General features: G+C 45.7%; 23 protein-coding genes. 3 read left to right on the top strand and 20 right to left on the bottom strand.

From position 1 onward, the window contains the following. Positions 1-178: 178 nt before the first annotated feature. The 7 genes from LKD42_RS09210 to LKD42_RS09180 form a co-directional block, all read right to left on the bottom strand. The gene (locus tag LKD42_RS09210; protein ID WP_248835510.1) at positions 179-1,315 is read right to left on the bottom strand and encodes a hypothetical protein; all 1,137 of its coding nucleotides are present in this window, start codon (positions 1,313-1,315) and stop codon (positions 179-181) included. Between the two features lie 27 nt (positions 1,316-1,342). Next, positions 1,343-1,852: an RNA polymerase sigma factor gene (locus LKD42_RS09205; protein ID WP_248835509.1), complete on the bottom strand. Its 510-nt coding sequence runs from the start codon at positions 1,850-1,852 to the stop codon at positions 1,343-1,345. A 62-nt stretch (positions 1,853-1,914) separates the two neighbouring features. Then, complete coding sequence (locus LKD42_RS09200; RefSeq protein WP_248835508.1) at positions 1,915-3,951, bottom strand: ABC transporter permease; 2,037 nt, start codon at positions 3,949-3,951, stop codon at positions 1,915-1,917. Beyond that, positions 3,948-4,712 (bottom strand): ABC transporter ATP-binding protein, encoded by a 765-nt coding sequence (locus LKD42_RS09195; protein ID WP_248835507.1) that lies wholly within the window; start codon positions 4,710-4,712, stop codon positions 3,948-3,950. Before LKD42_RS09195 ends, LKD42_RS09200 begins: the two co-directional genes overlap by 4 nt. A gap of 192 nt (positions 4,713-4,904) precedes the next feature. Further along, positions 4,905-5,870, bottom strand: a complete 966-nt coding sequence (locus LKD42_RS09190; RefSeq protein WP_248835506.1) for a sensor histidine kinase — start codon at positions 5,868-5,870, stop codon at positions 4,905-4,907. Then, positions 5,867-6,586 carry a response regulator transcription factor gene (locus LKD42_RS09185; protein WP_248835505.1) on the bottom strand — a complete coding sequence of 240 codons (720 nt, stop codon included), beginning with the start codon at positions 6,584-6,586 and terminating at the stop codon, positions 5,867-5,869. The genes LKD42_RS09190 and LKD42_RS09185 overlap by 4 nt, the downstream gene beginning before the upstream one ends. Beyond that, positions 6,564-6,728, bottom strand: coding sequence for a hypothetical protein (locus tag LKD42_RS09180; protein ID WP_248835504.1), 165 nt, complete (start codon positions 6,726-6,728; stop codon positions 6,564-6,566). The genes LKD42_RS09185 and LKD42_RS09180 overlap by 23 nt, the downstream gene beginning before the upstream one ends. 90 nt (positions 6,729-6,818) lie before the next feature. Between LKD42_RS09180 and trxA the strand changes: the two genes are divergently transcribed. Further along, positions 6,819-7,121 carry a thioredoxin gene (gene trxA / locus LKD42_RS09175; RefSeq protein ID WP_248835503.1) on the top strand — a complete coding sequence of 101 codons (303 nt, stop codon included), beginning with the start codon at positions 6,819-6,821 and terminating at the stop codon, positions 7,119-7,121. Positions 7,122-7,171: 50 nt separating this feature from the next. On the opposite strand, the gene spoIIR is transcribed toward trxA, so the two are convergent. The 13 genes from spoIIR to LKD42_RS09110 form a co-directional block, all read right to left on the bottom strand. Then, a complete protein-coding gene (gene spoIIR / locus LKD42_RS09170; protein ID WP_248835502.1) occupies positions 7,172-8,386 on the bottom strand; it encodes a stage II sporulation protein R in 1,215 nt (404 codons plus the stop codon). Between the two features lie 77 nt (positions 8,387-8,463). Next, the gene (locus tag LKD42_RS09165) at positions 8,464-9,609 is read right to left on the bottom strand and encodes a GerAB/ArcD/ProY family transporter (protein ID WP_248835501.1); all 1,146 of its coding nucleotides are present in this window, start codon (positions 9,607-9,609) and stop codon (positions 8,464-8,466) included. A gap of 66 nt (positions 9,610-9,675) precedes the next feature. Beyond that, the gene (locus LKD42_RS09160) at positions 9,676-11,154 is read right to left on the bottom strand and encodes a spore germination protein (RefSeq protein ID WP_226911833.1); all 1,479 of its coding nucleotides are present in this window, start codon (positions 11,152-11,154) and stop codon (positions 9,676-9,678) included. 231 nt (positions 11,155-11,385) lie between these two features. Then, positions 11,386-12,078 carry a GntR family transcriptional regulator gene (locus LKD42_RS09155; protein ID WP_022118101.1) on the bottom strand — a complete coding sequence of 231 codons (693 nt, stop codon included), beginning with the start codon at positions 12,076-12,078 and terminating at the stop codon, positions 11,386-11,388. An 88-nt stretch (positions 12,079-12,166) separates the two neighbouring features. Continuing rightward, positions 12,167-13,027, bottom strand: coding sequence for a 4-(cytidine 5'-diphospho)-2-C-methyl-D-erythritol kinase (gene ispE / locus LKD42_RS09150; protein WP_248835513.1), 861 nt, complete (start codon positions 13,025-13,027; stop codon positions 12,167-12,169). Between the two features lie 191 nt (positions 13,028-13,218). Further along, positions 13,219-14,787, bottom strand: a complete 1,569-nt coding sequence (locus LKD42_RS09145; protein ID WP_248835500.1) for a DUF3794 and LysM peptidoglycan-binding domain-containing protein — start codon at positions 14,785-14,787, stop codon at positions 13,219-13,221. A 62-nt stretch (positions 14,788-14,849) separates the two neighbouring features. Continuing rightward, positions 14,850-15,266 (bottom strand): protease complex subunit PrcB family protein, encoded by a 417-nt coding sequence (locus LKD42_RS09140; RefSeq protein ID WP_248835499.1) that lies wholly within the window; start codon positions 15,264-15,266, stop codon positions 14,850-14,852. A 93-nt stretch (positions 15,267-15,359) separates the two neighbouring features. Then, entirely contained in the window at positions 15,360-16,568 is a 1,209-nt protein-coding gene (locus LKD42_RS09135) for a hypothetical protein (RefSeq protein WP_147630954.1), read from the bottom strand. Then, entirely contained in the window at positions 16,543-17,100 is a 558-nt protein-coding gene (locus LKD42_RS09130; protein ID WP_147630953.1) for an RNA polymerase sigma factor, read from the bottom strand. Before LKD42_RS09130 ends, LKD42_RS09135 begins: the two co-directional genes overlap by 26 nt. Positions 17,101-17,335: 235 nt before the next feature. Beyond that, on the bottom strand, positions 17,336-18,103 hold the full coding sequence (locus tag LKD42_RS09125; RefSeq protein ID WP_248835498.1) for an aminotransferase class IV: 768 nt from the start codon (positions 18,101-18,103) through the stop codon (positions 17,336-17,338). A 12-nt stretch (positions 18,104-18,115) separates the two neighbouring features. Further along, the gene (locus LKD42_RS09120; protein WP_022118094.1) at positions 18,116-18,763 is read right to left on the bottom strand and encodes an HAD family hydrolase; all 648 of its coding nucleotides are present in this window, start codon (positions 18,761-18,763) and stop codon (positions 18,116-18,118) included. Continuing rightward, positions 18,741-20,138: an aminodeoxychorismate synthase component I gene (gene pabB, locus LKD42_RS09115; protein ID WP_147630951.1), complete on the bottom strand. Its 1,398-nt coding sequence runs from the start codon at positions 20,136-20,138 to the stop codon at positions 18,741-18,743. Before pabB ends, LKD42_RS09120 begins: the two co-directional genes overlap by 23 nt. After that, positions 20,131-20,736: an anthranilate synthase component II gene (locus LKD42_RS09110; protein WP_248835497.1), complete on the bottom strand. Its 606-nt coding sequence runs from the start codon at positions 20,734-20,736 to the stop codon at positions 20,131-20,133. The genes pabB and LKD42_RS09110 overlap by 8 nt, the downstream gene beginning before the upstream one ends. Positions 20,737-21,117: 381 nt before the next feature. Here LKD42_RS09110 and malQ point away from each other — a divergent pair, with 381 nt between their 5' ends. Together malQ and LKD42_RS09100 are read left to right on the top strand one after the other, a co-directional pair. Further along, the gene (gene malQ, locus LKD42_RS09105; protein WP_248835496.1) at positions 21,118-22,635 is read left to right on the top strand and encodes a 4-alpha-glucanotransferase; all 1,518 of its coding nucleotides are present in this window, start codon (positions 21,118-21,120) and stop codon (positions 22,633-22,635) included. Then, entirely contained in the window at positions 22,632-23,372 is a 741-nt protein-coding gene (locus LKD42_RS09100) for a lysophospholipid acyltransferase family protein (protein ID WP_248835495.1), read from the top strand. The genes malQ and LKD42_RS09100 overlap by 4 nt, the downstream gene beginning before the upstream one ends. Positions 23,373-23,374: the final 2 nt, after the last annotated feature.

Below are 23,374 nucleotides of genomic sequence, written 5' to 3'. Positions count from 1 at the left end.
GAAGGGCGGCTAACCGGCGAGCGAACCGAACAGGAAACGCAGCGTGTCAGGAGATTGTTTTCGAATCATCATGGCGTTATATATTTTATAAAATCATTTCTATGGTCTTCATTTGCACATTTATACAAACCTCCGCCACAACTTTTTATTGTTCTTTCTTTGGCATCTCTTTTTTATACTACTGAACCGAAATTTCCACATCATTTACAACAAGCGTCTCCACCTGGCTCCAGTCTACGATGCGGTTAAACACGATCTTGATGGTATCTCCGTTTTCCATTTCGCCGCAGACATAGTTTGTGTTGTCCACATTTTCATCCAGAACGGTGTATTCGCTTCCGTCTTTGTATTTCAGCACCAGTTTTTTCAGGTAATACGGATCTATAAAGGTCTGTCCGTCTTCTTTCTGGATCTCATCGTCCAGTCCAAATCCATTTGCCAGATTCAGGGAAAGTGAGATTGCTGAATAAGCAAACTGTTCTTTGTTGTTTTCTGGATTCACTGCACTGGTCAGCGGCATTTTTCCGATACCAAGTGCAATGTCTTCTTTCTGTGTAGCCATATCGTCATCTTTCAGTTCTGAAACTGGTTTTCCATACTGCTCCAGATGAAATTTCAGATCGGTATTCTTAGCAGAGCAGACATAGCTGGAATAGAGGTAATAACAGGTGTCGCTGCTCTTTTTGCTGTCGATCGTCATTTTGTCTGCTACAAGGCTCTCATCTGCACCTTCCAGATAGAAATAGAAGTCACGATCCTGTGTAAAATAAGCACCTTTTGCCTCATTTGTTCCTTCATCTGCATGAATGGCTTTGATTCCGTTTGGATTTTCCAGTTTCAGAGACAGAACACCTGCATTTCCATCCGAAATATTATTGATGATCGTCAAGGTGTAATCTCCGATTTTTCTTGTGATATTTAAATCTTCTACGTAAGGCTCCACCAGTTTTTCTGCCTGTGCCTCATCGACTGCCACATATTCTCTTGACGGCATCGTCACAGTCGTGCCGCCTTTTCCATTATCTACGACCGTATCATAAGCTTCTTTTGTCGCACGGCTCTGCTGTCCGAACACATTGCCAAGCAGATCGGTATGTGCACTGATATACGCAGCTCCTGCGGTTGTGCCAGAGATCAGAATCACGGCAAGTGCCGCAGCGGCTACCATACTGCTATGCTTTCTGCCCCGCTTTTTTGATGTTTTTGTATCTCTTCTGATCTGTGCATAAGTTTCCTGCATCCGCTTTTCTGTTTCTTTTGATATCGTAACGTCTTTTTTTAATGTATCCTGTAATTCTTTTTCTGTATATAACATATACTCCCGGCCTCCTTATAAGTATTTTCAAAGTATTAACTGACTTTTCAGACTTTCCCTGCCCCTTCTAAGTCTGCTCTTCACCGTGTTCTCACTGAGATCCAGAATCTCTGCGATCTCTCTTGTTCGAAATCCCTGTCCATAATACAGAAGAAATATATGTTTATATTTCTCCGGCAGACAGGAAAGCATCTCATAAAATTCTGCATCGGTCTTTGCCTGCGGCTCTTCGCCCTGCATGGAAAAATCTTCCGTGGCAATGCAGCGTTTCCGTTCTCTTAACACGTTGTTGCAGTTATTGATCAGGATTCTGGTCAGCCACGTCTTAAAATAAGCTGCCTTTTTCAGCTCGCCTATGTGTTCCCACGCCGAAAGTGTCGTCTCCTGCATCGCATCTGCCACATCTTCTTCATTTTTCAGACAGGCTTTTGCGACTTTGTAGAGATCCATTTTATATTTTTCGATCAGAGCGACAAAGGCATCGGCATCTCCCCTCTGTGCCTGCTTTACCAGAAACATTTCTGTTCCCCCTTTCATTTGCGTCTTTCACTTATTAGACGAGGCTGTGTATCATTTGGGTGCATATACAGAAAAGTTTTTTACTCACTTACAATTTTATAGTATTCTCTGGCAGTGAGCAGATACACGATCACATAAAATACGGCAAATGCCAGGAACGTAAGGACTGCACTGAGAACCAGAAGTTTCACATCCCAAAGCCCAAAACCACCCATCAGGATTTCTTTGACCAGATGGAAAGCAAAACAACTGTGGATTCCGGCTAAAACAAGCGGCAGGAAGAACACCATCAGAACCTGGCTGTGGATAGAGGCGTTGATCTCACCCCGTTCCATACCGATCTTTTTAAGGATTGCAAAGCGTTCTTTGTCTTCATAACCTTCGGATATCTGTTTGTAATAGATGATCAGGACGGTTGCCATGACAAAGAGAAGCCCCAGAAAAATTCCAAGGAAAAACAATCCGCCGTACAGGCTGTAAAATTCCACTCTGCCTTCTGTCCTGTTCTCGATTCCATACACAAAAGCGTGTGGTGCATCTTTTTGTTCTCCAAAATAAGCATGCAGACTGCTTGTCAGTTTCTGTATTTTTTCTTCCGGAAGATCCACATCAAAGCTGTATTCATATTTTACTCTCGATGCGTTTTCTCTGTATACTTCTTTGTTTATTTTCCAGAGATCCTGCAGCTGTGCAAAATCTTTTACCACGATACGGTATACCGGATTTGCATAAAATTCCAGTCCGGTATCTCCCATCCTGGTATCCTCCGGCAGGTGTTTCACTTTCCACTTCATATTGTTGACAGAGAAAGTGTCCTGCTGCAGTGGGACATCTTCCAGAAATACCAGTGCTTCTCCATCCTTTAATGTCTCGTTCTTTTTTGTTTCCCGGTTATAATCTTCCAGCGTGACTGCCTGCAGCATGCACAGATTTTCAAAATCTTCAGAGTCGTAGATTCTGCTCGATGTAATCTGCACGTTTCCATCCTTCTGCAATGCAGCCACATCGATCACGGTCTGACTTTCTTCGTTTTTTACGTCAATTTTGTTATCTTTCAGGTAATTTTCTGCATAAGTACCGATTTCTTTTAATTCTTTTTCAAACTGTGCACTGTCATCCGGTTCCGTTCCAAGACTGAGTGAAATTCTGAATTCCTTCGGATAATGCATATACAGCGAATGCTCCTGTCCGACATAAAGACTTGTTGTAGAAGAGATCAGGAGCAGGACTCCGGTTGACATGATGCAGATCAAAGAAAGACTGACCGCATTCTGCTTCATGCGATAAATCATTCCGGAAACCGAAATAAAATGATTTGTTTTATAATAGTAGCGTTTGTTTTTCTGCAGCACTTTCAGAAAGGCAATGCTCCCTGCCGTAAACAGGGAAAACGTTCCGACGATAACGAGAAGTACTGCCACAAAAAAAGTATTCAGCCCGGTCATAACATTATCTGCCTTCAGTGCAAGGATATAGCCGCCTGTAAGTGTCACGATACCAAGCACTGCCAATGGCCATTTTGTTTTCGGCATTTTTTCACCGATCTGACCGCCTTTTAGCAGTTCAGCCGGCCGTACCATATAGATCAGGCGGACGCTGTTAAAGAAGATCAAAAGAAAGATCCCTGTAAAAAGTCCGATGGTTTCTGCCAGCGTAAAAGCACTGACTTCCACACCGATCACAACCTCCATCTTCAGAATTTTCAGAAGTCCCAGAAAAACCAGTTTGGAAAACAGGATTCCGCATGCGATTCCAAACAGGAGCGAGAGTATTGCCGTATAGATTGTTTCCCACAGTATCACACGGCTGATGTGGCGTTTTTCCATACCTAAAATGTAATAAAGACCAAACTCTTTTTTTCTGCGTTTCACAAGAAAACTATTTGTATAAAATAAAAACAAAACTGCAAAAATCCCAACTATAACGCTTCCAAATATCAGCACAATTTTCATCGTTGCCCCGCCCCGCATTTTATTCAGTGCAGAATTCGTGGAAAGGCTGGCCATGATATAAAACATCATGATCGTTGCAATACAGGTCAGAAGATACGGAAAACAGGTCTGTCTGTTTTTTTTCAGATTTGTCAGTGCTATTTTCGCATAAAAGAATCGTTTCATGCCTCTTCCCTCCCTGCTGTGATCAGGGTCAGTGTATCTGAAATCTTCTGCAGCATTTCCCTCTGTCCGGACATTCCGCGGTAGATCTGATGATATACCTCGCCATCTTTGATAAACAGAACCCTGGATGCATGGCTTGCTGCCTGAATGCTGTGCGTTACCATCAAGATGGTCTGTCCTTCCCGGTTGATGTACTCAAACAGATCCATCACACCTGCCGCCGCTCTGGAATCCAGTGCCCCGGTCGGTTCGTCCGCCAGAATGATCTTCGGTTCTGTGATCAGTGCCCTTGCGATCGCTGCACGCTGTTTCTGACCGCCGGACACTTCATACGGATATTTCTCCAGAAGCTTTTCAATGGACAGTCTGCGTGAAAGTTCCATCATTTTCGGTGCCATTTCACTGTAAGTCTTTCCGGATAAGACCAGCGGAAGCATAATGTTGTCTTTCAGCGAAAACGTATCCAGCAAGTTGAAATCCTGAAAAACAAATCCAAGATTGTTTCTGCGGTACATGGCAAGCTGTTTTTCCGGAATGCTGCTCATATCCACTCCGGAAAGCAGAACTTCTCCGGCTGTCGGTTTGTCGAGTGTTGCCAGAATGTTCAGAAGCGTCGTTTTTCCCGAACCGCTCTCTCCCATGATCGCCACAAATTCTCCTTCTTCGACGGAAAAATTCACATCCGAAAGTGCCTGCACCTGCGTGCCGCCGAATCTTGTGGTATATATTTTTTTCAAGTGTGAAACATTTAATAATTCCATTTCCAGTCCTCCTGCCATTTTTTACTGTGTCTTATAATACCCTGCGGATCGCTTTGTATTTGATACTCCACCATCCACATGATCGTTTCAGGTTTTCATTCCTGACACCCACATCATTGTATAAAAACAGGAACTGCAAATCCATCGAAATGGCTTACAATTCCTTTTTTAACCTTACATCTGTGTAAGTTTTCAGTAATCCCGGACTGGATCGACTGCAAGATCCAGATAAATACATGTCCCTTTTCCCGGCTCGGATTTTGCCGAAATACGATGTCCCAGCATTTCCATGGTCTGTCTGCACAGGGCCAGTCCGATGCCGGTGGCACGGTTCTTGATCCTTCCGTTGTACCCGGTATATCCCCATTCAAAGATACGCGGCAGATCTTCCGGACGGATTCCCATGCCGGTATCTTCTACGACCAGCGTTTTTTCTTTTTCCGGATCCAGATAAATGGAAATTTTTCCTTTCCTGGTATATTTCACGGCATTGGTAAGTACCTGCTCCAGCACAAAGACCAGCCATTTTTCATCAGTCAGCACATCTGTCTGCAGATTGCCTAGCTCCAGGGCAAGCTTTGTCCGGCAAAAGAGAACGCCTGTTTTTTTCAGGGCTTTTTTGACAATACTTTCCAGGCTGTAATGGGCAAATACCAGATCTTTGTGCCCGCCTTCCAAACGTTGATACTGGAGTGCAAATTCCACATACTGTTCGATCCGGTAGATTTCTCCTTCCATGGCAGCACGATCCGGCTCTTCTTCCTCTAGAAGCAGGCGGAGGGCAGCGATCGGCGTCTTGATCTGATGTGACCACCTTATGTAATAACGATTTGCTTCACTGATCTGACATCTTGCTTCCTGCCTGGCATTTTCCCACTGTCTTCCCAGCATCTCTGCAAGATTCTGATATTCTTTTTCAACAGCGTTTTCCGGCTTTCCAAAATGTTCCGTTTCCAGATAAACTTCTGCTTCTTTTTGGATATTTTTCAGTTGTTTATATTTTTTTCTTTGCTGCACTTCATCCAGAATGATCCATCCGCCAAAAATCAAAAGAATAAACACACTGCTGTAAGCCCATGCCTCCAGCGGCATTTCATAGAGATAAAACAAGAGCGTCTCTATCAGAAACAATATCAGGGCAGCCATAGCCTTTTTCATCTAACCTGCTCCTCCCTGATCTGATAGCCAATCCCTTTTCGCGTCTTAATAAATTCGCAAAGTCCGATTTCTTCCAGTTTTTTTCGAAGTCTTGTCACATTGACCGTCAGCGTATTGTCATCAATAAAATGTTCTGATTCCCACAGCGAACGCATCAGTTCTTCCCTGGAGACAGGTCTTTTTGGATTTTTCATCAATATTTTTAAAATTCCAAATTCATTTCCGGACAGCTTCAGCTCTTTCTCCTTATAATGCAGAACGGCTTCTGTCAGATCCAATGTCACGTTTCCGACACAGCAGAGTGCTTTTTCCGATACAAATGCATAAGAACGACGAAGCACTGCCTGTATTTTGGCTACAACCACTTCCATGCCGAACGGCTTTGCCAGAAAATCATCTGCTCCCATGTTGATCGCCATGACAAGATTCATATCATCCCCTGCAGATGAGATCACAATGATCGGTACATCGCTTACTTTTCGTATCTCGCTGCACCAGTAATAGCCATTGAAAAACGGAAGCGTCAGATCCATCAGCACCAGATCCGGTTTCCACCCGGCAAATGCTTCCATCACATGTTCAAAATCCACCGTGTCAAATACTTCATATCCCCCTCGCTCCAGCTGCCGTTTCAGAACATGTGTGATCGTCGTATCATCCTCCACCAGCATGATCCGATCATGATTCTTTTTCTCATCTTCTTGAAAATCCTGCATATGCTTTTCTTTCCTCTCTTCGAAAAATGCCCATATATTGCTTTATTGCAGCACAATCCCCGCAATTCTCTCTCTGTTTGGTATTTGCATTTTTGTTGCAAAAGTCACTATTATTTTTTACCGATTGTGGTATACTAACCATGAAGATATCGAATTCTTCTTCGCATCTTCCGGCATTTCAAAGCCAGTATAACATGAATTACAGATCTGCAAAAGAAAGGAATGATTTTTTATGTTGATTTTTACAAGCGAAAACTTTGAAAAAGAAGTACTTCAATCAGATAAACCTGTTCTTGTTGATTTTTTTGCCACCTGGTGCGGTCCGTGCAAGGCTATGCATCCGGTTCTGGAAGAGCTTGACCTGGAAGAAGATTTTAAGGTCGGACAGGTCGATATTGATGAGTACCCGAAACTGGTAAGCAAATATCGTATCATGTCCGTCCCGTTCTTTATTGTATTTAAAAATGGAGAAGTTGCCGGAAAAACGATCGGAGTTCAGTCAAAAGAAGAGCTTCTGGCACTGATCCGCGGCTGATAAATATTACATTGATTTTGAAAAAGAGGATACTTTTCCGGTATCCTCTTTTATGCAAATAGTTTTCTCCACAATCTCAAAAATCCAGATCGGATCTGATAATCATCTTCCCGCCAGTCAAACAGACTTTCGTATTCTTCTTCGGTGAGGATGTTTTTCAGTTCCTGTTTTTTCTCATCCGGCACGATGACATTTACACTGTCAGCAAAGCAGAGGCCGGGGTAGAGTACACACCACCAGTTTCTGCCTTTTGCTTTCCCGATGCAGACTCGCAGTGCCTCATAAGTTCCTGCCGGAAAGGTGCAGTCCCCATAGGTTTTCATCGGAAAATAGCACTTTTCCAGATTTACACTCACCGGATAAGTATAGCCCTGTTTCTGGATTTCCTGTTCTGCCACAAGACAGATCGTTTCCCGATTTTCTGTGATACGTTTTTTTGTTTCCTTAACATCTTCTGCTCCGTCCAGAATGTCTTTCATATAATCTACCAGCCGGTCTTTGACTTCCAGTTTCAGTTTCTGGTCTTCTTCGCTGTCGCTGTTTGCCAGCACATGAAAACGCAGGATTTCCTTTGCGATCCCCTGTTGGATCTGATCTGCTGTCTCTTTTGTTGTCTGTTTCTCTATTCCATGGATTGTTTTTGTTGTTTTTGTTTTTGTTTTCTTTGCCGTATTTTCGTTTTCTGTTTTCTTTAAAACATTGAGATAGTTTTGCGGCACAAGTTTGCCATCCTCTTCTTTGAGCTTTAAAATTTTATGTTCCCCGCTTCCGTTGTGCAGACGGTACAGAAGGCTTCCCAGTGTGGCAGCTTCTCTTTTATGGTCTGTGCTTTTCTGATAAAATCCGGTTAAATCCTGCGATTCTTCTTTCTGTTTCTCCCGCTGTTCCAGTACTTTGCCATCTGCTGTGAAAAAATAGATATTTCTTGAAAAAGCCGGGCGTTTTTCCAGTGCCAGCAATACTTCTCCCAGTTTTTCATCATCCTCTGCCAGATCATCTTCCAGCAGGATACAGCGTACCTGTCCATAATCCAGGTATTTGCTGCTTTTATCCTGCTCTGTCTGCAAAGATTTTTCAAACGGGAGTGCACTGTCCCGGATCACTAGTGTATCCGGAAATTCCCGCTCCTCCAGCTCTCTTCCGCAGCTGTTAAGACAAAGGAGCACTAAAACACTCAGAATACCCAGGATTGCTTTCCGGGTTCTGTTTCCGTGCTTCCGGTCTGTTTTTTTGTCTTCTTTTTGTTTTATCCTCTTTTTCTTCATACTCTTTCCCTTCTTTCTTGCTCAAAACGCTATCTGCAACAAAGAGCAATGGTCATAGATATTATTTTTTACTTTCTTTATTTGCAGTATATTTTTCTTATAATTTTCAATAACGCCATCAGCATAGTGATTCCAAGAAATCCCAGGCTCACCAGCTCATACAGCTGTACACTTTTTTCATAAGACGGGCTTACGCACGCCGCAGCACTTGCTGCCGCTGCCATCAGCCACCACTTCCACTTCTTCTTTTTTCCGGGCAGAAGTCGTTCACTGCAAGTCCCAAGAACGGTGAATCCTGATACCAATGCCCCACAGACCATGCCAAGAAAGAACACTGCAAATAAAACATCCCACCGCTGCAAAAAAATCCCCTTAATTTTGGAATTGCTCATCGCAGTAATGACAGAAAATGGCAGGGCACGGATGCCGCCGGCTCCAAAAACAGCCTGTAAAAGAAACAAAAGCAACAGACTTCCGATCAGCATGCTACCTGTTGTTTTCTCGAAAACACTTCTGCTTTGCTGCTCTTCTGTTTCTCTTTGCAGAAATACATCAGACCCCAGACCTGCAAAAACAGACAGCATGGCGATACCTGCGATCCATATGCTACCCGGAGCAGATGGCCGCATCATTTCTCCAAGTGTCCCAAACTGTCCGCCTCGGATCGTAAGCACCGCCAGAACCAGAAGAAGCAGCATTACCGGAAAGGTCAGGATCGGACAGAGCACTTCCAGAAATTTTGCCCGGACTTCCAGTCTGTGATCTGCCGCAAAACTGCAGACGGCTGCCGCCGGCAAAATCAGCATCCATATTTTCTGTTCCGGCAGAAGGAAACACTGTGCCACCTCAGCAAACAGACAAAGTAAAAAAAATACATCTGCCAAACCGTAGATCCCATATACAACAGTCAGGATTGCGATTTCCGCCTGGCCTGTGCCATCCTTTCTGTTTTCTGCTGCTTTGTTCTCCATTCCTTTTTTTCTGTCTGTGGCAGGATACTCCGGCAGTTTTTTACTAAAATCCAGCATGATCTTCAGATAGAGAAAGGTCAGAGCCGCCGTCAGAATCCATGACCAGATAGAAAATCCGCCCTCCGGGATCTGTGCCGGCAAAGGCAGCAGTAAACCAATCTTCGCAGCCTGCTCCAGGATCAGGATTCTTCTGATCTGTCTTTTTGAAATTTTTCCATTTCTGCCAAACATAATCCCTACCCCTTCTGACATTTTCTATATTTTGCATCCGGATATTTTACAGCCAAAATGCCAGTGACATTCTTAAATTTCTGTATTTCAGGATTTTCTGCGAAACCGGATGCGATTTCCCCATTTTGCAAAGATCGGCCTGCGTTTCCGTTTCCTCGCTGCTGCCAGAAACATGGAATCTTTTTCATCTGCCCTTTCATTGAGATTGCCGCCCACATAAGGATAAAGCCAGGGAATTCCGTAACTTTCCTGCTCTGCCATCAGCATCAGCAGAAGAAAACAGCCAAGCATCACGCCCAGAATCCCAAAGCAGCTGCCCAAAAGCAGGATTCCATACTTCCAGAGCCGGAATACTTCGGAGAGCTCTTCGTTTGGTATGGAAAAGGAGCCCAGAGCCGTCAGAGCCGCCACCGTCACCGTGATCGGACTGACCAGATTGGCACTGACCGCCGCCTGTCCGACGATCAGGCCGCCTACGATGCCGATCGTATTGCCCGCCGGTCCCGGCATGCGAAGCCCGGCTTCCCGCAGAAGTTCAAAGGACAGTTCCATCAGAAGGACTTCCGCTGCCGTCGGAAACGGCACGCCGCTTCTTGCCTCCGCCATGGAGCGGATCAAATTGCCCGGCAGAAGCTGCGGATGAAACGTTGCCGCCGCCACATAAAGCCCCGGAAGAGCAAGTGCCAGAAAAGCCGCCACGTAACGGATCAGCCGCAGAAAAGTGACGATCCGTTCATTACGGTAGTAATCGTCCGCCGTCTGAAACAGGCTGTTTAACGTTGCCGGAAAGATCAGGGCTTCCGGCGAATTGTCCGTCAGCAGTACCACGCGTCCTTCCAGAATTGCCTGAGCTGCCCTGTCCGGGCGTTCTGTTGTCTGATAAACCGGAAATCGCCCTTCTTTCTTTTTCCTTGTCAGATATTCGATCATTCCGCCATCCTCGATGCCATCCACCTCAAATGCATCCAGCCGCTTTCTCATCTCTTCACAGATCGGCAGATAAACGACACCGTCCAGATACAAAAGTGCCGTTGTAGTGGCAGAGTAACGCCCCACCTGTTTTTCTTCCGCTTTCATTTTTGCATTGCGTATTCGTTTTCTTATCAGCGCCGTATTCATCTTTACAGACTCAGAAAATGCTTCTTTGGAGCCTCGCAGACCTTTTTCTGAATCCGTTTTCTGGACACCGCTTCCCGGATAGCCTTTGCTTCCGATCTTGATCGCCCGGTCGTAACCATCCACAAACAGTACTGCATTCCCGGCAAACATGGCCGCCATCGCTTCTTCCAGCGTAAAAAGCTCTTTTGTATCAGAAATCCCGAGGCTGTTGTTTTCCAGCGTGCCGTAGATTTCTTTTGTATCCATCGAAAGCAGTCGGTTTAAAAGTTTTCCGATGACCGAATCCTCCAGCATCAGATTGCTGACCGCCACCTCGATGTAAATCAGAAAGGCTTCCGTTTTCTCCTTTTCTCCAATCAGCAAAGGGCGGAAAAGGATGTCGGCACAGTTTTCGATCTGCTTTTGCACCTCATTTTGATTTTCCGAAAGATGTAGTGAAATTCGCATCCGCCTATCCTCCTGGCTCATCTTTGACTTCTCTTTTTTCACACAAATTGATGCATATACTATTTTGATGTCCTACAGCAGGCAAGAACGACATTCTGACCTTTCAACCCTGGACATCATATTTGATACCTACGGATTGTTTCGTACTCCGTACTCTCACAATCCTTCCAAAAAAATAGGAAAGAGTGTTTTCCTGTTCACTCTTTCCTATTATTTACCAGTTTTCTTTTTTTATACCTGTTCTGTGATTCTTCCCGCATCTCGAAGGCTGCTGATGATCGAACGTCTCTGGTTTTCGATATGAATACGGATCGCACTGCCCGCCTCTGCCTTGTCGTGCTTTTTAAGTGCACTGTAAATCGCCTCGTGCTCTTTTAAAAGCAATTTATGTGTGCCTGGCTCTTTGAGATATTCCATGCGGTAACGATACATCTGCTCCCTTAAATTATTCAGGATCTGCAAAAGACGTTTGTTGTTGGTCGCACTGTAAATGATCTCATGGAATGCCATATCGGTTTCCGCACATTTTACCAGGTCATCGGATTCCAGAGCTGCCTGAAAGTTATCTGCTGCTTCTTTTAATGCCAGTATCTGCTCTTCTGTGATATTCTCACAGGCATCGCAGACTGCCAGTTCTTCCAGTGCGGCACGCACTTCCAGTACATCTTCCAGATCTTTGATCGTGATTTCTGCAACTTCCGCACCTTTTCGCGGAATCATCAGCACCAGACCTTCCAGCTCCAGCTTGCGGATTGCCTCTCGCACCGGAGTGCGGCTCACGCCCAGTTTCTGTGCCAGCTGGATCTCCATCAGTCGCTCGCCCGGTTTTAGTTCTCCTTTTAAAATCGCCTGCCGCAAAGTCTGGAACACAACATCCCGAAGTGGAAGGTATTCATTCATCTCCAGTTGAAAATCACCTGTCATTTATTTTCCTCCGTATCTTTCTGATTTTTCCATATCTTTTATCAGGATACCCTGCGAATTGTTTCCTGTGCCCACAATCCAGCCATCTTTACATAGCTGTGGTTACGAACATCTGTCGGATCTTGTCTTCTTCACGCAGAAGTTCGGCCGCCTTTTCTGCCTGCTCACGCTCCTTAAAAATGCCGAATACTGTCGGACCGCTGCCGCTCATCATGGCGTTTACCGCACCGCACTGCATCATTTTATCTTTGATTGTCTGGATGATCGGATAAGCCGGTATGGTAACCGTTTCCAGCACATTTCCCATTTTTTTACAGACTGCTTCCAGGTCTCCATCCTGCAAAGCCCGGATCTGTCCGTCGATATCCGGATGACAGGTAAGCTCGTTGGCTCTCAGGTTGGTGTAAACAAACTTTGTGGACACGTTGATCGGCGGTTTTGCGATCAAAACAAAACATTTCGGCAGAGACGGAAGCGGGGTTAAAATCTCACCGATTCCTTCCGCAAGTGCCGTTCCACGCAGCACACAGAATGGTACATCCGCACCGATCGCCACAGAACGTTCCATCAGTTCCCGTTTGGTCAGTCCAAGCTGAAACATACGGTTCACACCGACCAGAACCGCTGCCGCATCCGAACTTCCGCCACCCATTCCGGCTGCAGTCGGAATAAATTTTCGAAGGTCGATCTCCACACCGGAAGTGACCTGAAATTCATCCATCAGAAGCTTCGCTGCTTTGTAAACCAGATTGTCTTCATTGACCGGCAGAAAACTGACATTGGTCTTCACACGAATCTGCGGTTCTTCCAAAGGACTGATCCTGATCTGATCATACATGTTAATGCTCTGCATGATCATGCGGACTTCATGGTAACCATCTTCCCTTTTTCTTGTGACATCCAGTCCAAGATTGATTTTTGCCATTGCTTTCAGTTTGATTTCTTTCATTTGCACCTCTGTATCTCTCTGAATTACTTTTATTTTCATGATGCCAGATTCAAAGGAATGTTCTGTTTTTCCATAAAATGCGTATCTGAATTTGATTCTTAGCATCATTTTTTGCATTTTGTATACAATTTCCTCTATATTGTATCACTAAAAATACAAAATCGTCAATAGGATGTTTTGCTGTTCTTTTCTCAGGAGGTCGTATGAAGGACCGCTGATTTCACGATCAGCAGTTTCTGTCCTGCCCGGATTTCTTCTGTCAGATGGTTCATGTTTCTGATATGTTCGGATGTGGTGTAATACTTTTTCGCAATGTCCCACAGGGTATCCTCCGGCTGTACCACATAGCAGACGATCCCCGGGCGTTCCTGCAGTTTTTTCAGATCCAGCTCTTTCTCTTCGATATCCAGAATACAGTTCTGGTGCATGATCCGAACAGCAAATAGATTCAGGCTCAGGGTTCCTTTGATCTCCACTTCTTCCCCTGACATGGATGCGGAAAGCTGCTCGATCTGCGGATGCAGATGGAAACGGCATTCACTGGTGATGCCTTCTGCTTCCATCAGATGTGAAAACGGGATCATACCGGTCACGAGTGCAAAGGGATGCTCGTCGTCCGCTGTGATATACAGAACGGAAATCTCGATGGCTCCCTCCATTTTGATGCCCTGTTCCGTCTTTGCGATTTCATCCACTTTGACCTCTCCGCGACAATGGCAGATCTGCAGCAGACGTGGACTGTTCTCTGAAATACGGATTCGATCTGAAATTCTGCTCTTTGCATAATTTCGGATCAGCAGGCTTTCATAAGATTCTTCCCCGAAGACCGGCGTCAGCTCTTTTGACGGTGCATAGACATCTTCTAAAATCTGCACGGTATCTTCTTCATAAATGCGGATGTCAAGCTCCAGAACGGCATCGAGCTGAAGGATTCTTTCCTCTCCATCGTAATCCGGCCGCACTTCCAGCGTCCGTTCTGCAAGCGTCACCTCGATATCCGGCACCATCTCCGGCCGACAGCCGGTACAATCAATCTGTCCCTGAAACGGAAGGGCGGATTCGATCCACTGTCTGCTTCCATTTTCATCATCCGCAGCATAAAGTACGAACACAAACAGTTCTCCCCGGATATCCAGCACGCCGTCTCCCGGTCTTACATCCCACGACCGAAGCTGCACGCTGTCCCATAAAATCTCACCGATGTTCGGTTTGTTGGAAGATAAGCTGATCTCTTCTTTGATCCGGAAAATGTCTTTTTTCTGTACTGCCATGGAGAGCGGCTCAATTTTCTTTGTACGCACACTGACATCCGGCATCTCTTTCACTTCCACGGCCGCCTGCGTATCATAAAGCTCCTCAACGGATGCTTCAAACGTCACGAGTGCCTGGATACTGATCTTTCTGGAATTGATCAGACTGATCCGAATATCCTCGGTTTTCCATTTCAGACTGACATTATCTCCCGGCTTTGCCCCTTCCAGGTTCAGCTTTTCCGAAAACGGCAGTTTTGCCTGAAGACGGTAAACGGGATGCTGTTCTCCTTCCGCCAGGCAGAGCATCCATACTTCCAGATTTCCGCTTACCAGAATCTGATTTTCCATGATCTTGCTCTCTTCTACCCGGACTTTTGCACGGTGCTGGATGATTCCTGTGACATCTGCTTTACTGTCCGGGACATTCAGATCTTCTTCCAGCGTGATCTGATTCATTGCCTGACTTCTCTGACGGCTCATCCGAATTTTCTTTTTGACGATTTCCATAAAAAACTCCTCTCGCATCATCTCAAATCAATGTATGCGAAAGGAGTTCCCCTTATTACGCTTTATGGTTCAAACGTGACCTCCTGATCCATGTTCTCGATCAGCAGGATGATACATGGATACGATGCCTCCGCTGCCGCCTGCTCTTTCTGTGGCGGGATCAGTGTGGTCGTCACATGCAGCCCGTCGCCCATAAGCTCCACGGCATCGGCACGGATGCTGTATCCGCCGGTCGGCTGCTCGCCGTATCCCCGGATGATGTATCTGCCTTCATCGCCCTCCCAGGTCATTTTGATCTCTTCTTTTTTATGCTCTTCGATGATCTCCTGTAACTTCTGCGGTGCTTTGTCAAAAGCAACCACCTGAAATGCAACGGAAATCCGCTCTTCCTGTGCTCCACCCGAGAGGCATCCGCTCATCCCGGCAAAAATAAGTATCCAGCATAACAATACGATGACCTTTTTTGCTGTTCTGATCATTTTTGTCCCTTTTCGCTTCCTTGGAACAGTATACGGTCTGTCTTTTTTATTTATGCCTGAACGAAATATTTCCGCTTTGATCTGCCCGGAATATTATTTGCATGCCTCAACTTCAATGGATTCACCGAAAATCTCGATCGCCTTTACCTGACTGATGTCGATCGGCACGCGAAAGTCAAAATCGAGTTCTCTGGAAACTTTCACAGCATCTGCTGCTTCGTCATCACCGGAAAGTTCACAGTCCGCAATCCCCATTTCATAGTATTCTTCGGATAACAGACTGCCGTTTTTCAGACGGATATGGACGTTGTCAAAATACTTGCCGGAATCTTTCTGCGACTGCGGCAGTGTTATATAAATCGAACATCCCATCGGAGAGAGCACTATGCGATTAATCTTGACGTCATCTTCTCCATCAGAGACGGTCTGATCACAGACCTTCTTATAGGAAATATCCTTTGCCTGATCCATATCCACAGTAAACTTCCAGGTTCCGGAACAGATGGAAATCGGATTCTCCAATATCCCGGAATCTTCCGAAGCGGAATAAGCAGATACTTCGTCATCGGTACTTTCTGCCTCGTCTTCTGTCCCATCCTCCTGATAGTAACCGAAATCCTCGAAGGTAAATTCATACTGATCGCTGTCAAACCCGGCTTCTGCCGAATAATTTGTCACATAAATAAACTGGTTTGAGGCAAGACTCTTGTCGTCCTCCTGATAATAATAAGTGCCACTTGCCATCAGATCCTGCTCTGCATTCACATCGGTATTCAGAAAGCTGTAAGCATGTTCCTCCTGCGGTCCGCCTGCTGTCACAATCTGATCCTGCTGCTTTAACGTCCCCTCCACGATCATGGAAAAACGGTTGCCGCTCTTGATCAGCCCTTTCAGATCCAGACGGATATTATCGTCCTCGTAGACTGTACCTGCGGTTGTCACAGCCATGTCTGTCAGCTGTTCCAGATCCATCACCGCACTGTCTGCGACATGGTATTCTTTTGCATGTTTTTTAAAGAATGCTTTGAAATTCTCCGCTCCCATAAGTGCATAAGCAGCCGCTCCGACCGTACCGAAGGTAAACAGCAGAAAGCTTGCCGCAACTGCCCCATAGCGTACAAAGCGATATTGCCACCGGCGTTTCTGTTTTTTAACCAGCCCGTCCATTTTCCGGTAAAAATCATCGGACAGCTGAATATCCTGTAACTCTTCTTCTGAAGGCAGAGCATCCATCTCCTCTTTATGGTAGCTGCAAACTGCTTCTTTTAATAATTTCTCAAATTTCCTGTCGCTCTCTTTCATATTGCAGCACCTCCTTCATTTTCTTTTTGGCACGATACAGGCGAATCTCCACGTTCTTTTTGCTGATATCCAGAATCTTTGCAATCTCGCCGTTGCTATATTCATGAAAATAGCGAAGCTCCAGCACCAGACGAAGCTTCTCCGGCAGAATCTTCATTGCCTCTAAAAGCTCCTTTTCTCCCTCTTCCTGTATCACATTTTCCAGCGGCTGATCCTTCTCGTCATGGAGTGCATAATCCACTTTCTCCAAATCGGACTGGAGACCGCTTTTGGATACACGCAGCATATCCAGACATTTGTTTTTTACAATGATCACACACAGGCTTGTCATCTCCTGCGATGTCAGATGCCGATAAGTGTCATATTTCTCTGCGAGTTTTACAAATGCACCGTGAACGGCATCCTCCGCTTCTTCTTTGTTTTTCAGAATTTTCAGAGCTACATAATACATGGTGCGGTAATTCTTCTCATAAATCTGCCCAAACTCCAGTTTTGTGTTTTCGTCACCAAGCCCGCTTATCAGTAGTAACATTTTTTCTCCCCTTGCAGCCACGCTGCTTCTTATTATTCAAGAGTGCCTCTGGCATTCTTACTGCGAGGTGCACGTCATGCATCGCATGAGATATTCTTCTGTGCACCTCTGCAATCCGCCGGAGGCTATATCAGATGGGAGATGGATTCCCGTTACTGATACAAGCTTGCTACCCGCCGCCGACAGAAACGGGAGTCATCTTTCATCTGATATAACGATCCCTGTTCTTATTTTGCTACAAAATTTGTTCTATAAAGTGTAAAACTTTCGCTGTGTCAAACCTTTGTTCTCCAAAACTTGCTGCCGGCATCATGCCAAGCAGTGAATTTGTCACAAAGCATCCGTTAAACTTACTGATATCCTCCGGATACAGTTCTTTTTCTTCCAGAAGTACTCCCCTTCTTCCGGCTTCTTTTATAACATATCTCCGCATCACTCCCGGCAGCATCCCGCTGCTGACGGGCGGTGTGACCAGTTTATCATCCTGAATAAAAAAGATGTTTGTCGTACAGCCCTCGCTGATCTGCCCTTTCTGATTGAGAAAAATCTTTTCATCCAGCCCGCTTTTTTTTGCATTTCGCTTTTCCATAATGTTGTCTGCAATCCCAAGCGTCTTATGGTATGTGAGCGGTGAAGTCTCATTTCGTCTGATTTCGGAAAATCCAAGCCGAAATCCTTTCTGATACTGTTCTTCTGAGTAAGTGTTTTTTCTCAGTCCAAACAACTTATTCTGTGCCGTCACTGTGATCTTGAGTGCTCCGTGCTGCTTTTCTTCCGACTGTGGACAGGCATTCAGATAAGCAAGCACTTCCTGATCCTCTACGCTCTGGTCAATTCCGAAAAATGCAAGGCTGTCACGCAGCCGCTCCAGATGCCAGGCAAGCAGCTGCGGTATGCCTTCTTCCACAGCGATCGTCTCAAAGGCTCCGATGCCAAAGTAAAACCCGTCATCCGCCAGAACCGTTGATCCGCTGCTTTTCTTTTCTTCTGTTTTATTCTGCATTTCCTGCCCCTTTCAGATACGCTCCAGAAAAGCTTCGAGGTCTTCGACCGTATCCACGATCCATTTTGCACCGCACGTTTCCAGTTCTTCCCTGCTGCCGTATCCATAGAGTACACCAACACAGGAAATCCCGAATTTTCCGGAGCCGAGGACATCGTGTTTGCGATCCCCGATCATCAGCACTTCCTGCATATCCGTGATCTGATTGTCCGAAAGTGCCGACTGTATCACATCTTCTTTGTGGATTTTGCTTCCATCCATGGAGCTTCCCTGAATATCATCAAAATACTCTGCCAGTTCAAAATGCTTAAGTATCTGTTTTGCGTAAATCTGCGGCTTGGAGGTCGCCAGAATCACTTTTTTGCCCTGTTCTCTGCATTTTTTCAGCAAATGCGTGATTCCCGGATAAACTTTATTTTCGAAAATACCTTTCACGGCATAATATTCACGGTAAAGACGCACTCCTTCCTCTGCTTTTTTTTCATCAAACCCATAAAATTCTTTAAAAGAATCTACAAGAGGAGGGCCCACGAAACGGTAAAGATTGCTCTTTTCTTCGGAAATCCCCAGATTTCCAAGTGCATAGGAAACGGAATTCGTGATCCCGTCTGCAGAGTCCGTGATCGTTCCGTCCAGGTCAAACAACAGATATTTTATCACTTTCTTTTCTCCCTTCCAACGCCTGCAGAACAGCTTTTGCTTTCTGAAGCGTCTCTTCGTATTCAAACTCTGTCTCCGATTCGCAGGTGATGCCGCCTCCGACTCCGAGATAGTACTTTCCGTTTTTATGTACTGCTGTGCGGATCACAATATTGAAATCGCAGTCACCGTCGAGCGTCAGATAACCGATCGAGCCGGTATAAAGATTGCGTCGGCTGTGCTCCAGTTCTTCAATGATCTCCATCGCACGCAGTTTCGGTGCCCCGGTGATGGATCCGCCCGGAAAGGCTGCTTCCAGAAGATCCACAACATTTTTATCTTCCGCAAGTCTTCCCTGAACTTCCGATACCAGATGAAAGACCGTCGCATACGTCTCGATGCTGTACATTTCCGTCACTTTGACGCTGCCCGGCATACAGACACGGTTCAGATCATTTCGCTCCAGATCAACGATCATAAGAAGTTCGCTCTTATCCTTATCGGACTCTTCCAGTTCTTTTCTCATCGCCGCATCTTCTTCTCTGGTGGCTCCGCGTTTTCTGGTACCTTTGATTGGCCTGGTCGCCACAACACCGTCACGCATCTGCAAGAAACGCTCCGGAGATGCACTGACGATCTGCAGATCCCCATAATTTAAATAGCCGCCAAACGGAGAAGGATTGTCTCTGCGAAGTGAGCAGAAAACATCGTAAGGTGTACGAGTACTTTCCACAGTAAGATGCTGCGTCATATTTGCAATATAGATATCACCCTCGACGATATAGTCGATCATATCCTGCACCGCCTGCTTATAGTCTTCTTTTGTGAAATTTGGCGTGACTCTGATCTCACTGTGATCATCCTTTGTTCCCGGAATCTGACCGTTTTTCCACAGAGTATACGTTTCTGCGACTGTGTTTTCCACATCGTCAAGCAGCGTATCCACCTCTTTGGTCTGACCGTTTGCCACAAGATAAAAACGTTTTTCCTGATGATCCTCAATGATAAAATTATCATAAAAACAGAGGATCACATCTGGCATATCCACCTCTTTTGGATGTCTGGCCGCTACGTTTTCTTTCTCTCTTCCGTAATCATATGAAACATAGCCCATCGCACCGGAAACGATCGGCAGATCACTCTCATTGCTGTCCGGATGTTCCTTCAAATAAGTGCGAAGATAATTCTCAAAAGTCATTTTCTGCTTTTCGTCATTCACCCAAAAGCTATCTCCGTCCTGTACCAGCTTCTGATATGGCAGACGCCCGATGATGGAGTAGCGTCCCAGCCTATTTTCCAGAGAAGAATCCAAAAAAACGATGTCCTTTTCCTCTTTCCATCTGGAAAATAAAACATGGATCGGCGGATATTCTCTGATTTCCCTTATCTTATGCATAACACACCTCCGTCCTTTCCTGCTGCCACTGCTGACAGATGCAGTGGAAATTCTCCAGAAGTTCGTGACCGTACTGTGTCAGCACCGCCTCCGGATGAAACTGCACGCCGTAGATCGGATACGTGCGGTGAGAAATCGCCATCACAGCCTGATCTTCTGTCCTTGCATCCACCTGGTACTCCTGCGGCAGCGTCGCCTCATCGATCACCAGCGAATGATATCTTGTCACCAGGAAATCCTGCGGCAGTCCCAGAAAAAGCCCCTCCCCAGAGTGTGTCAGAGGGCTCAATTTGCCGTGCATCGGGCGTGTCCCCTTTTTCACAGTCGCACCTGCCACGTAGCCGATCGTCTGATGACCGAGACAGACGCCAAGGATCGGGATCTCACCTGCAAACTTTCGGATCACCTCTGCTGAAATGCCCGCATCCTTCGGTGTTTTCGGTCCCGGGGAGATGATGATCCCCTCCGGTTTCATCTGACGGATCTGACCGGTCGTAATGCCGTCATTTTCCACAACAAGAATCTCATGCCTCGCCTCCTCAAAATAGGCTCTGAGATTGTACACAAAAGAATCATAATTATCAATCATTAAGTACATAGACCTTACCTGCTTTCCGCGCAGTCGTTATCCCCGCCGAAAAGGAGAGGTCCGTAACTCGCTGTTAATTTTTATTTTCTATATTTCTGATGTCCGTTCAGTATATCATATCTCCCCCTAAAAGAAAAGAATCCTTTGTGCATTTTCACAAATTCTACCTTGCACTTCTCTATACCATACGGTATACTGGATACATAGGTTTCCAAGCACAGGCATCGTTCCTGCTCGCAGGATAAAGTGGCTGTATTGGCAGACCGTGAAAACATGAGGAAGTAACGATTTACGCAGTAAATCCGTGGATTCCGAATGTTTGCAGGATTGCGAAAGCTGCATAGCATCTTTTTATAAAAAACTATTATATCTTAAAGAGAGGGCATACCAATGAATACACTGCACACAAGACTTTCGGGTGTACTTGTTCACCCGACTTCCTTCCCTTCCCCATATGGTATCGGAGATCTCGGTCAGGGGGCTTATGACTTTATCGACTTTCTGAAAGCTTCTGGTCAGAGTTTATGGCAGGTTCTGCCGCTTGGACCGACCGGTTTCGGCGATTCTCCTTATCAGAGCTTTTCTGCCTTTGCCGGACAGTCTCTGCTGATCAGCCCGGATGACCTGGTTGATCTGGAACTGATCACAAAGGACGATCTCTATCCGATCCCGGAGTTTGATGCAGCGAAAGTCGATTACGGTGCTGTACTGAACTACAAGAACGCTCTGTTTAAAAAGGCTTTCCAGACCTTCCATCACACACCGAACAAATTCCTGCTGGAAGAGTTCGATGATTTCTGTCTGGAAAACAAAAAATGGCTGAGCGATTATGCCGTATTTATGGCATGTAAAGATGCTCATGAGGGAAGATCATGGCAGGAATGGGATGACGAGATGACCACTCCGACCGCAAAGGTGCGTCTTGCTTTTGAGACAGAATACAAAGAACAGATCAAATACTATAAATTCATCCAGTTCCTGTTCTTCCGTGAATGGATGAAACTGAAAAAATATGCAAATGAAGCTGACATCGAGATCATCGGCGATATTCCGTTTTTCGTATCTTTCGACAGTGCCGATGTCTGGGCAAACAAAGAGCTCTATCAGCTCGATACGAAAGGTCATCCGCTTCAGGTTGCCGGAGTTCCGCCAGACTATTTCAGTGCAACCGGACAGCTCTGGGGCAATCCGCTCTACGACTGGAAACACCATGAAGCTGACGGCTATTCCTGGTGGATCGACCGTATCAAAATGCAGATGAAGCTGACTGACTACCTGCGTATCGACCATTTCCGCGGCTTCGAAGCTTACTGGTCCGTACCGGCTGATGAAGAGACTGCTGTAAACGGTAAATGGAAAAAAGGCCCGGGCAAAAAACTGTTCGAGGCTATCCAGAAAGAGCTCGGCGAGGATCTTCCGATCTGGGCAGAAGATCTTGGTGTGATCACTCCGGAAGTGGAAGAACTGCGTGATGAGTTTGCTTTCCCTGGTATGAAGATCCTTCAGTTTGCTTTTGAGGGACTGGATGAGAGTGTTTATCATCCGCATAATCTTACAACAACCAACTGCATCTGCTACACCGGAACACATGACAATGACACGACAACCGGCTGGTATCAGAATCTTCCAGAACCGCAGAAAGACAAAATCCGCCGCTACTGCAACTGCGACGGCGGCATCATCAGTCTGGATTTCATCCGGATGTGCATGGGCAGCATTGCAAAATATGCGATTTTCCCGATCCAGGATCTGTTTATGCAGGATTCTTCCTGCCGCATGAACACACCGGGTTCTGCTTTCGCAAACTGGGCTTATCGCTATGAAGCATCCGCTCTTACGCAGGATCGTGTGGACTGGCTGAAGAGTACTACTGAATTATTCGGTCGCGGAAGGAGCAAAAGTTTATGATCCGTTCTCTGCTCATTGTAATTCTGATCGTTGCCTTTCTGATCCTGTCCATCCCGATTCTGATCGTTGAGTGGATCATCGGAAAGTTCAACCCTTACGCCCGTGATATTTCTTCACTGCGTATTGTTCAGTTTATGTTTAAACTGATCTTATTTGTTGCCGGTACGAAAGTAACTGTGATCGGCGAAGATCGTATTCCAAAAGATACACCTGTTCTGTACGTTGGCAACCACAGAAGCTATTTTGACGTGGTTCTGACTTACGCAAGATGCCCGGGACTGACCGGTTACGTTGCAAAAGACAGTATGAAAAAAATCCCGCTTCTTTCCAGCTGGATGAAACGGCTGCATTGTTTATTCCTGAACAGATCTGATATCAAAGAAGGGCTGAAGACGATCTTACAAGGAATCGATCAGATGAAAAATGGTATTTCCATGTGTATCTTCCCGGAAGGCACACGCAACGAAGCATCGGATGATACACTGCTTCTTCCATTTAAAGAAGGAAGTCTGAAAATGGCAGAAAAGACCGGATATCCGATCATTCCAATGTCAATCAACAATACGAGAAATATTTTCGAAGCCCATAGACCGTTTATCCGTTCTGCACATGTGGTTCTGGAATACGGCGAGCCAATCTATCCGAAGGATCTGCCAAAGGAACAGAAAAAATTCCTCGGTGCCCACTGTCAGGAGATCATTCAGAATACCATATCCAAAAATCAGTCACTGGTATAAAA

The sequence above is a fragment of the Hominisplanchenecus faecis genome, assembly GCF_020687205.1.
Lineage (GTDB): Bacteria > Bacillota > Clostridia > Lachnospirales > Lachnospiraceae > Hominisplanchenecus > Hominisplanchenecus faecis.
This window is presented reverse-complemented; position numbering and strand designations above follow the sequence as displayed.

Coding starts and splice junctions, on each gene's coding strand:
- LKD42_RS09210 (WP_248835510.1), bottom strand. CDS start 1,315: ATGTTATATACAGAAAAAGAATTACAGGATACATTAAAAAAAGACGTT.
- LKD42_RS09205 (WP_248835509.1), bottom strand. CDS start 1,852: ATGAAAGGGGGAACAGAAATGTTTCTGGTAAAGCAGGCACAGAGGGGA.
- LKD42_RS09200 (WP_248835508.1), bottom strand. CDS start 3,951: ATGAAACGATTCTTTTATGCGAAAATAGCACTGACAAATCTGAAAAAA.
- LKD42_RS09195 (WP_248835507.1), bottom strand. CDS start 4,712: ATGGAATTATTAAATGTTTCACACTTGAAAAAAATATATACCACAAGA.
- LKD42_RS09190 (WP_248835506.1), bottom strand. CDS start 5,870: ATGAAAAAGGCTATGGCTGCCCTGATATTGTTTCTGATAGAGACGCTC.
- LKD42_RS09185 (WP_248835505.1), bottom strand. CDS start 6,586: ATGCAGGATTTTCAAGAAGATGAGAAAAAGAATCATGATCGGATCATG.
- LKD42_RS09180 (WP_248835504.1), bottom strand. CDS start 6,728: ATGGTTAGTATACCACAATCGGTAAAAAATAATAGTGACTTTTGCAAC.
- trxA (WP_248835503.1), top strand. CDS start 6,819: ATGTTGATTTTTACAAGCGAAAACTTTGAAAAAGAAGTACTTCAATCA.
- spoIIR (WP_248835502.1), bottom strand. CDS start 8,386: ATGAAGAAAAAGAGGATAAAACAAAAAGAAGACAAAAAAACAGACCGG.
- LKD42_RS09165 (WP_248835501.1), bottom strand. CDS start 9,609: ATGTCAGAAGGGGTAGGGATTATGTTTGGCAGAAATGGAAAAATTTCA.
- LKD42_RS09160 (WP_226911833.1), bottom strand. CDS start 11,154: ATGCGAATTTCACTACATCTTTCGGAAAATCAAAATGAGGTGCAAAAG.
- LKD42_RS09155 (WP_022118101.1), bottom strand. CDS start 12,078: ATGACAGGTGATTTTCAACTGGAGATGAATGAATACCTTCCACTTCGG.
- ispE (WP_248835513.1), bottom strand. CDS start 13,027: ATGAAAGAAATCAAACTGAAAGCAATGGCAAAAATCAATCTTGGACTG.
- LKD42_RS09145 (WP_248835500.1), bottom strand. CDS start 14,787: ATGGAAATCGTCAAAAAGAAAATTCGGATGAGCCGTCAGAGAAGTCAG.
- LKD42_RS09140 (WP_248835499.1), bottom strand. CDS start 15,266: ATGATCAGAACAGCAAAAAAGGTCATCGTATTGTTATGCTGGATACTT.
- LKD42_RS09135 (WP_147630954.1), bottom strand. CDS start 16,568: ATGAAAGAGAGCGACAGGAAATTTGAGAAATTATTAAAAGAAGCAGTT.
- LKD42_RS09130 (WP_147630953.1), bottom strand. CDS start 17,100: ATGTTACTACTGATAAGCGGGCTTGGTGACGAAAACACAAAACTGGAG.
- LKD42_RS09125 (WP_248835498.1), bottom strand. CDS start 18,103: ATGCAGAATAAAACAGAAGAAAAGAAAAGCAGCGGATCAACGGTTCTG.
- pabB (WP_147630951.1), bottom strand. CDS start 20,138: ATGCATAAGATAAGGGAAATCAGAGAATATCCGCCGATCCATGTTTTA.
- LKD42_RS09110 (WP_248835497.1), bottom strand. CDS start 20,736: ATGTACTTAATGATTGATAATTATGATTCTTTTGTGTACAATCTCAGA.
- malQ (WP_248835496.1), top strand. CDS start 21,118: ATGAATACACTGCACACAAGACTTTCGGGTGTACTTGTTCACCCGACT.
- LKD42_RS09100 (WP_248835495.1), top strand. CDS start 22,632: ATGATCCGTTCTCTGCTCATTGTAATTCTGATCGTTGCCTTTCTGATC.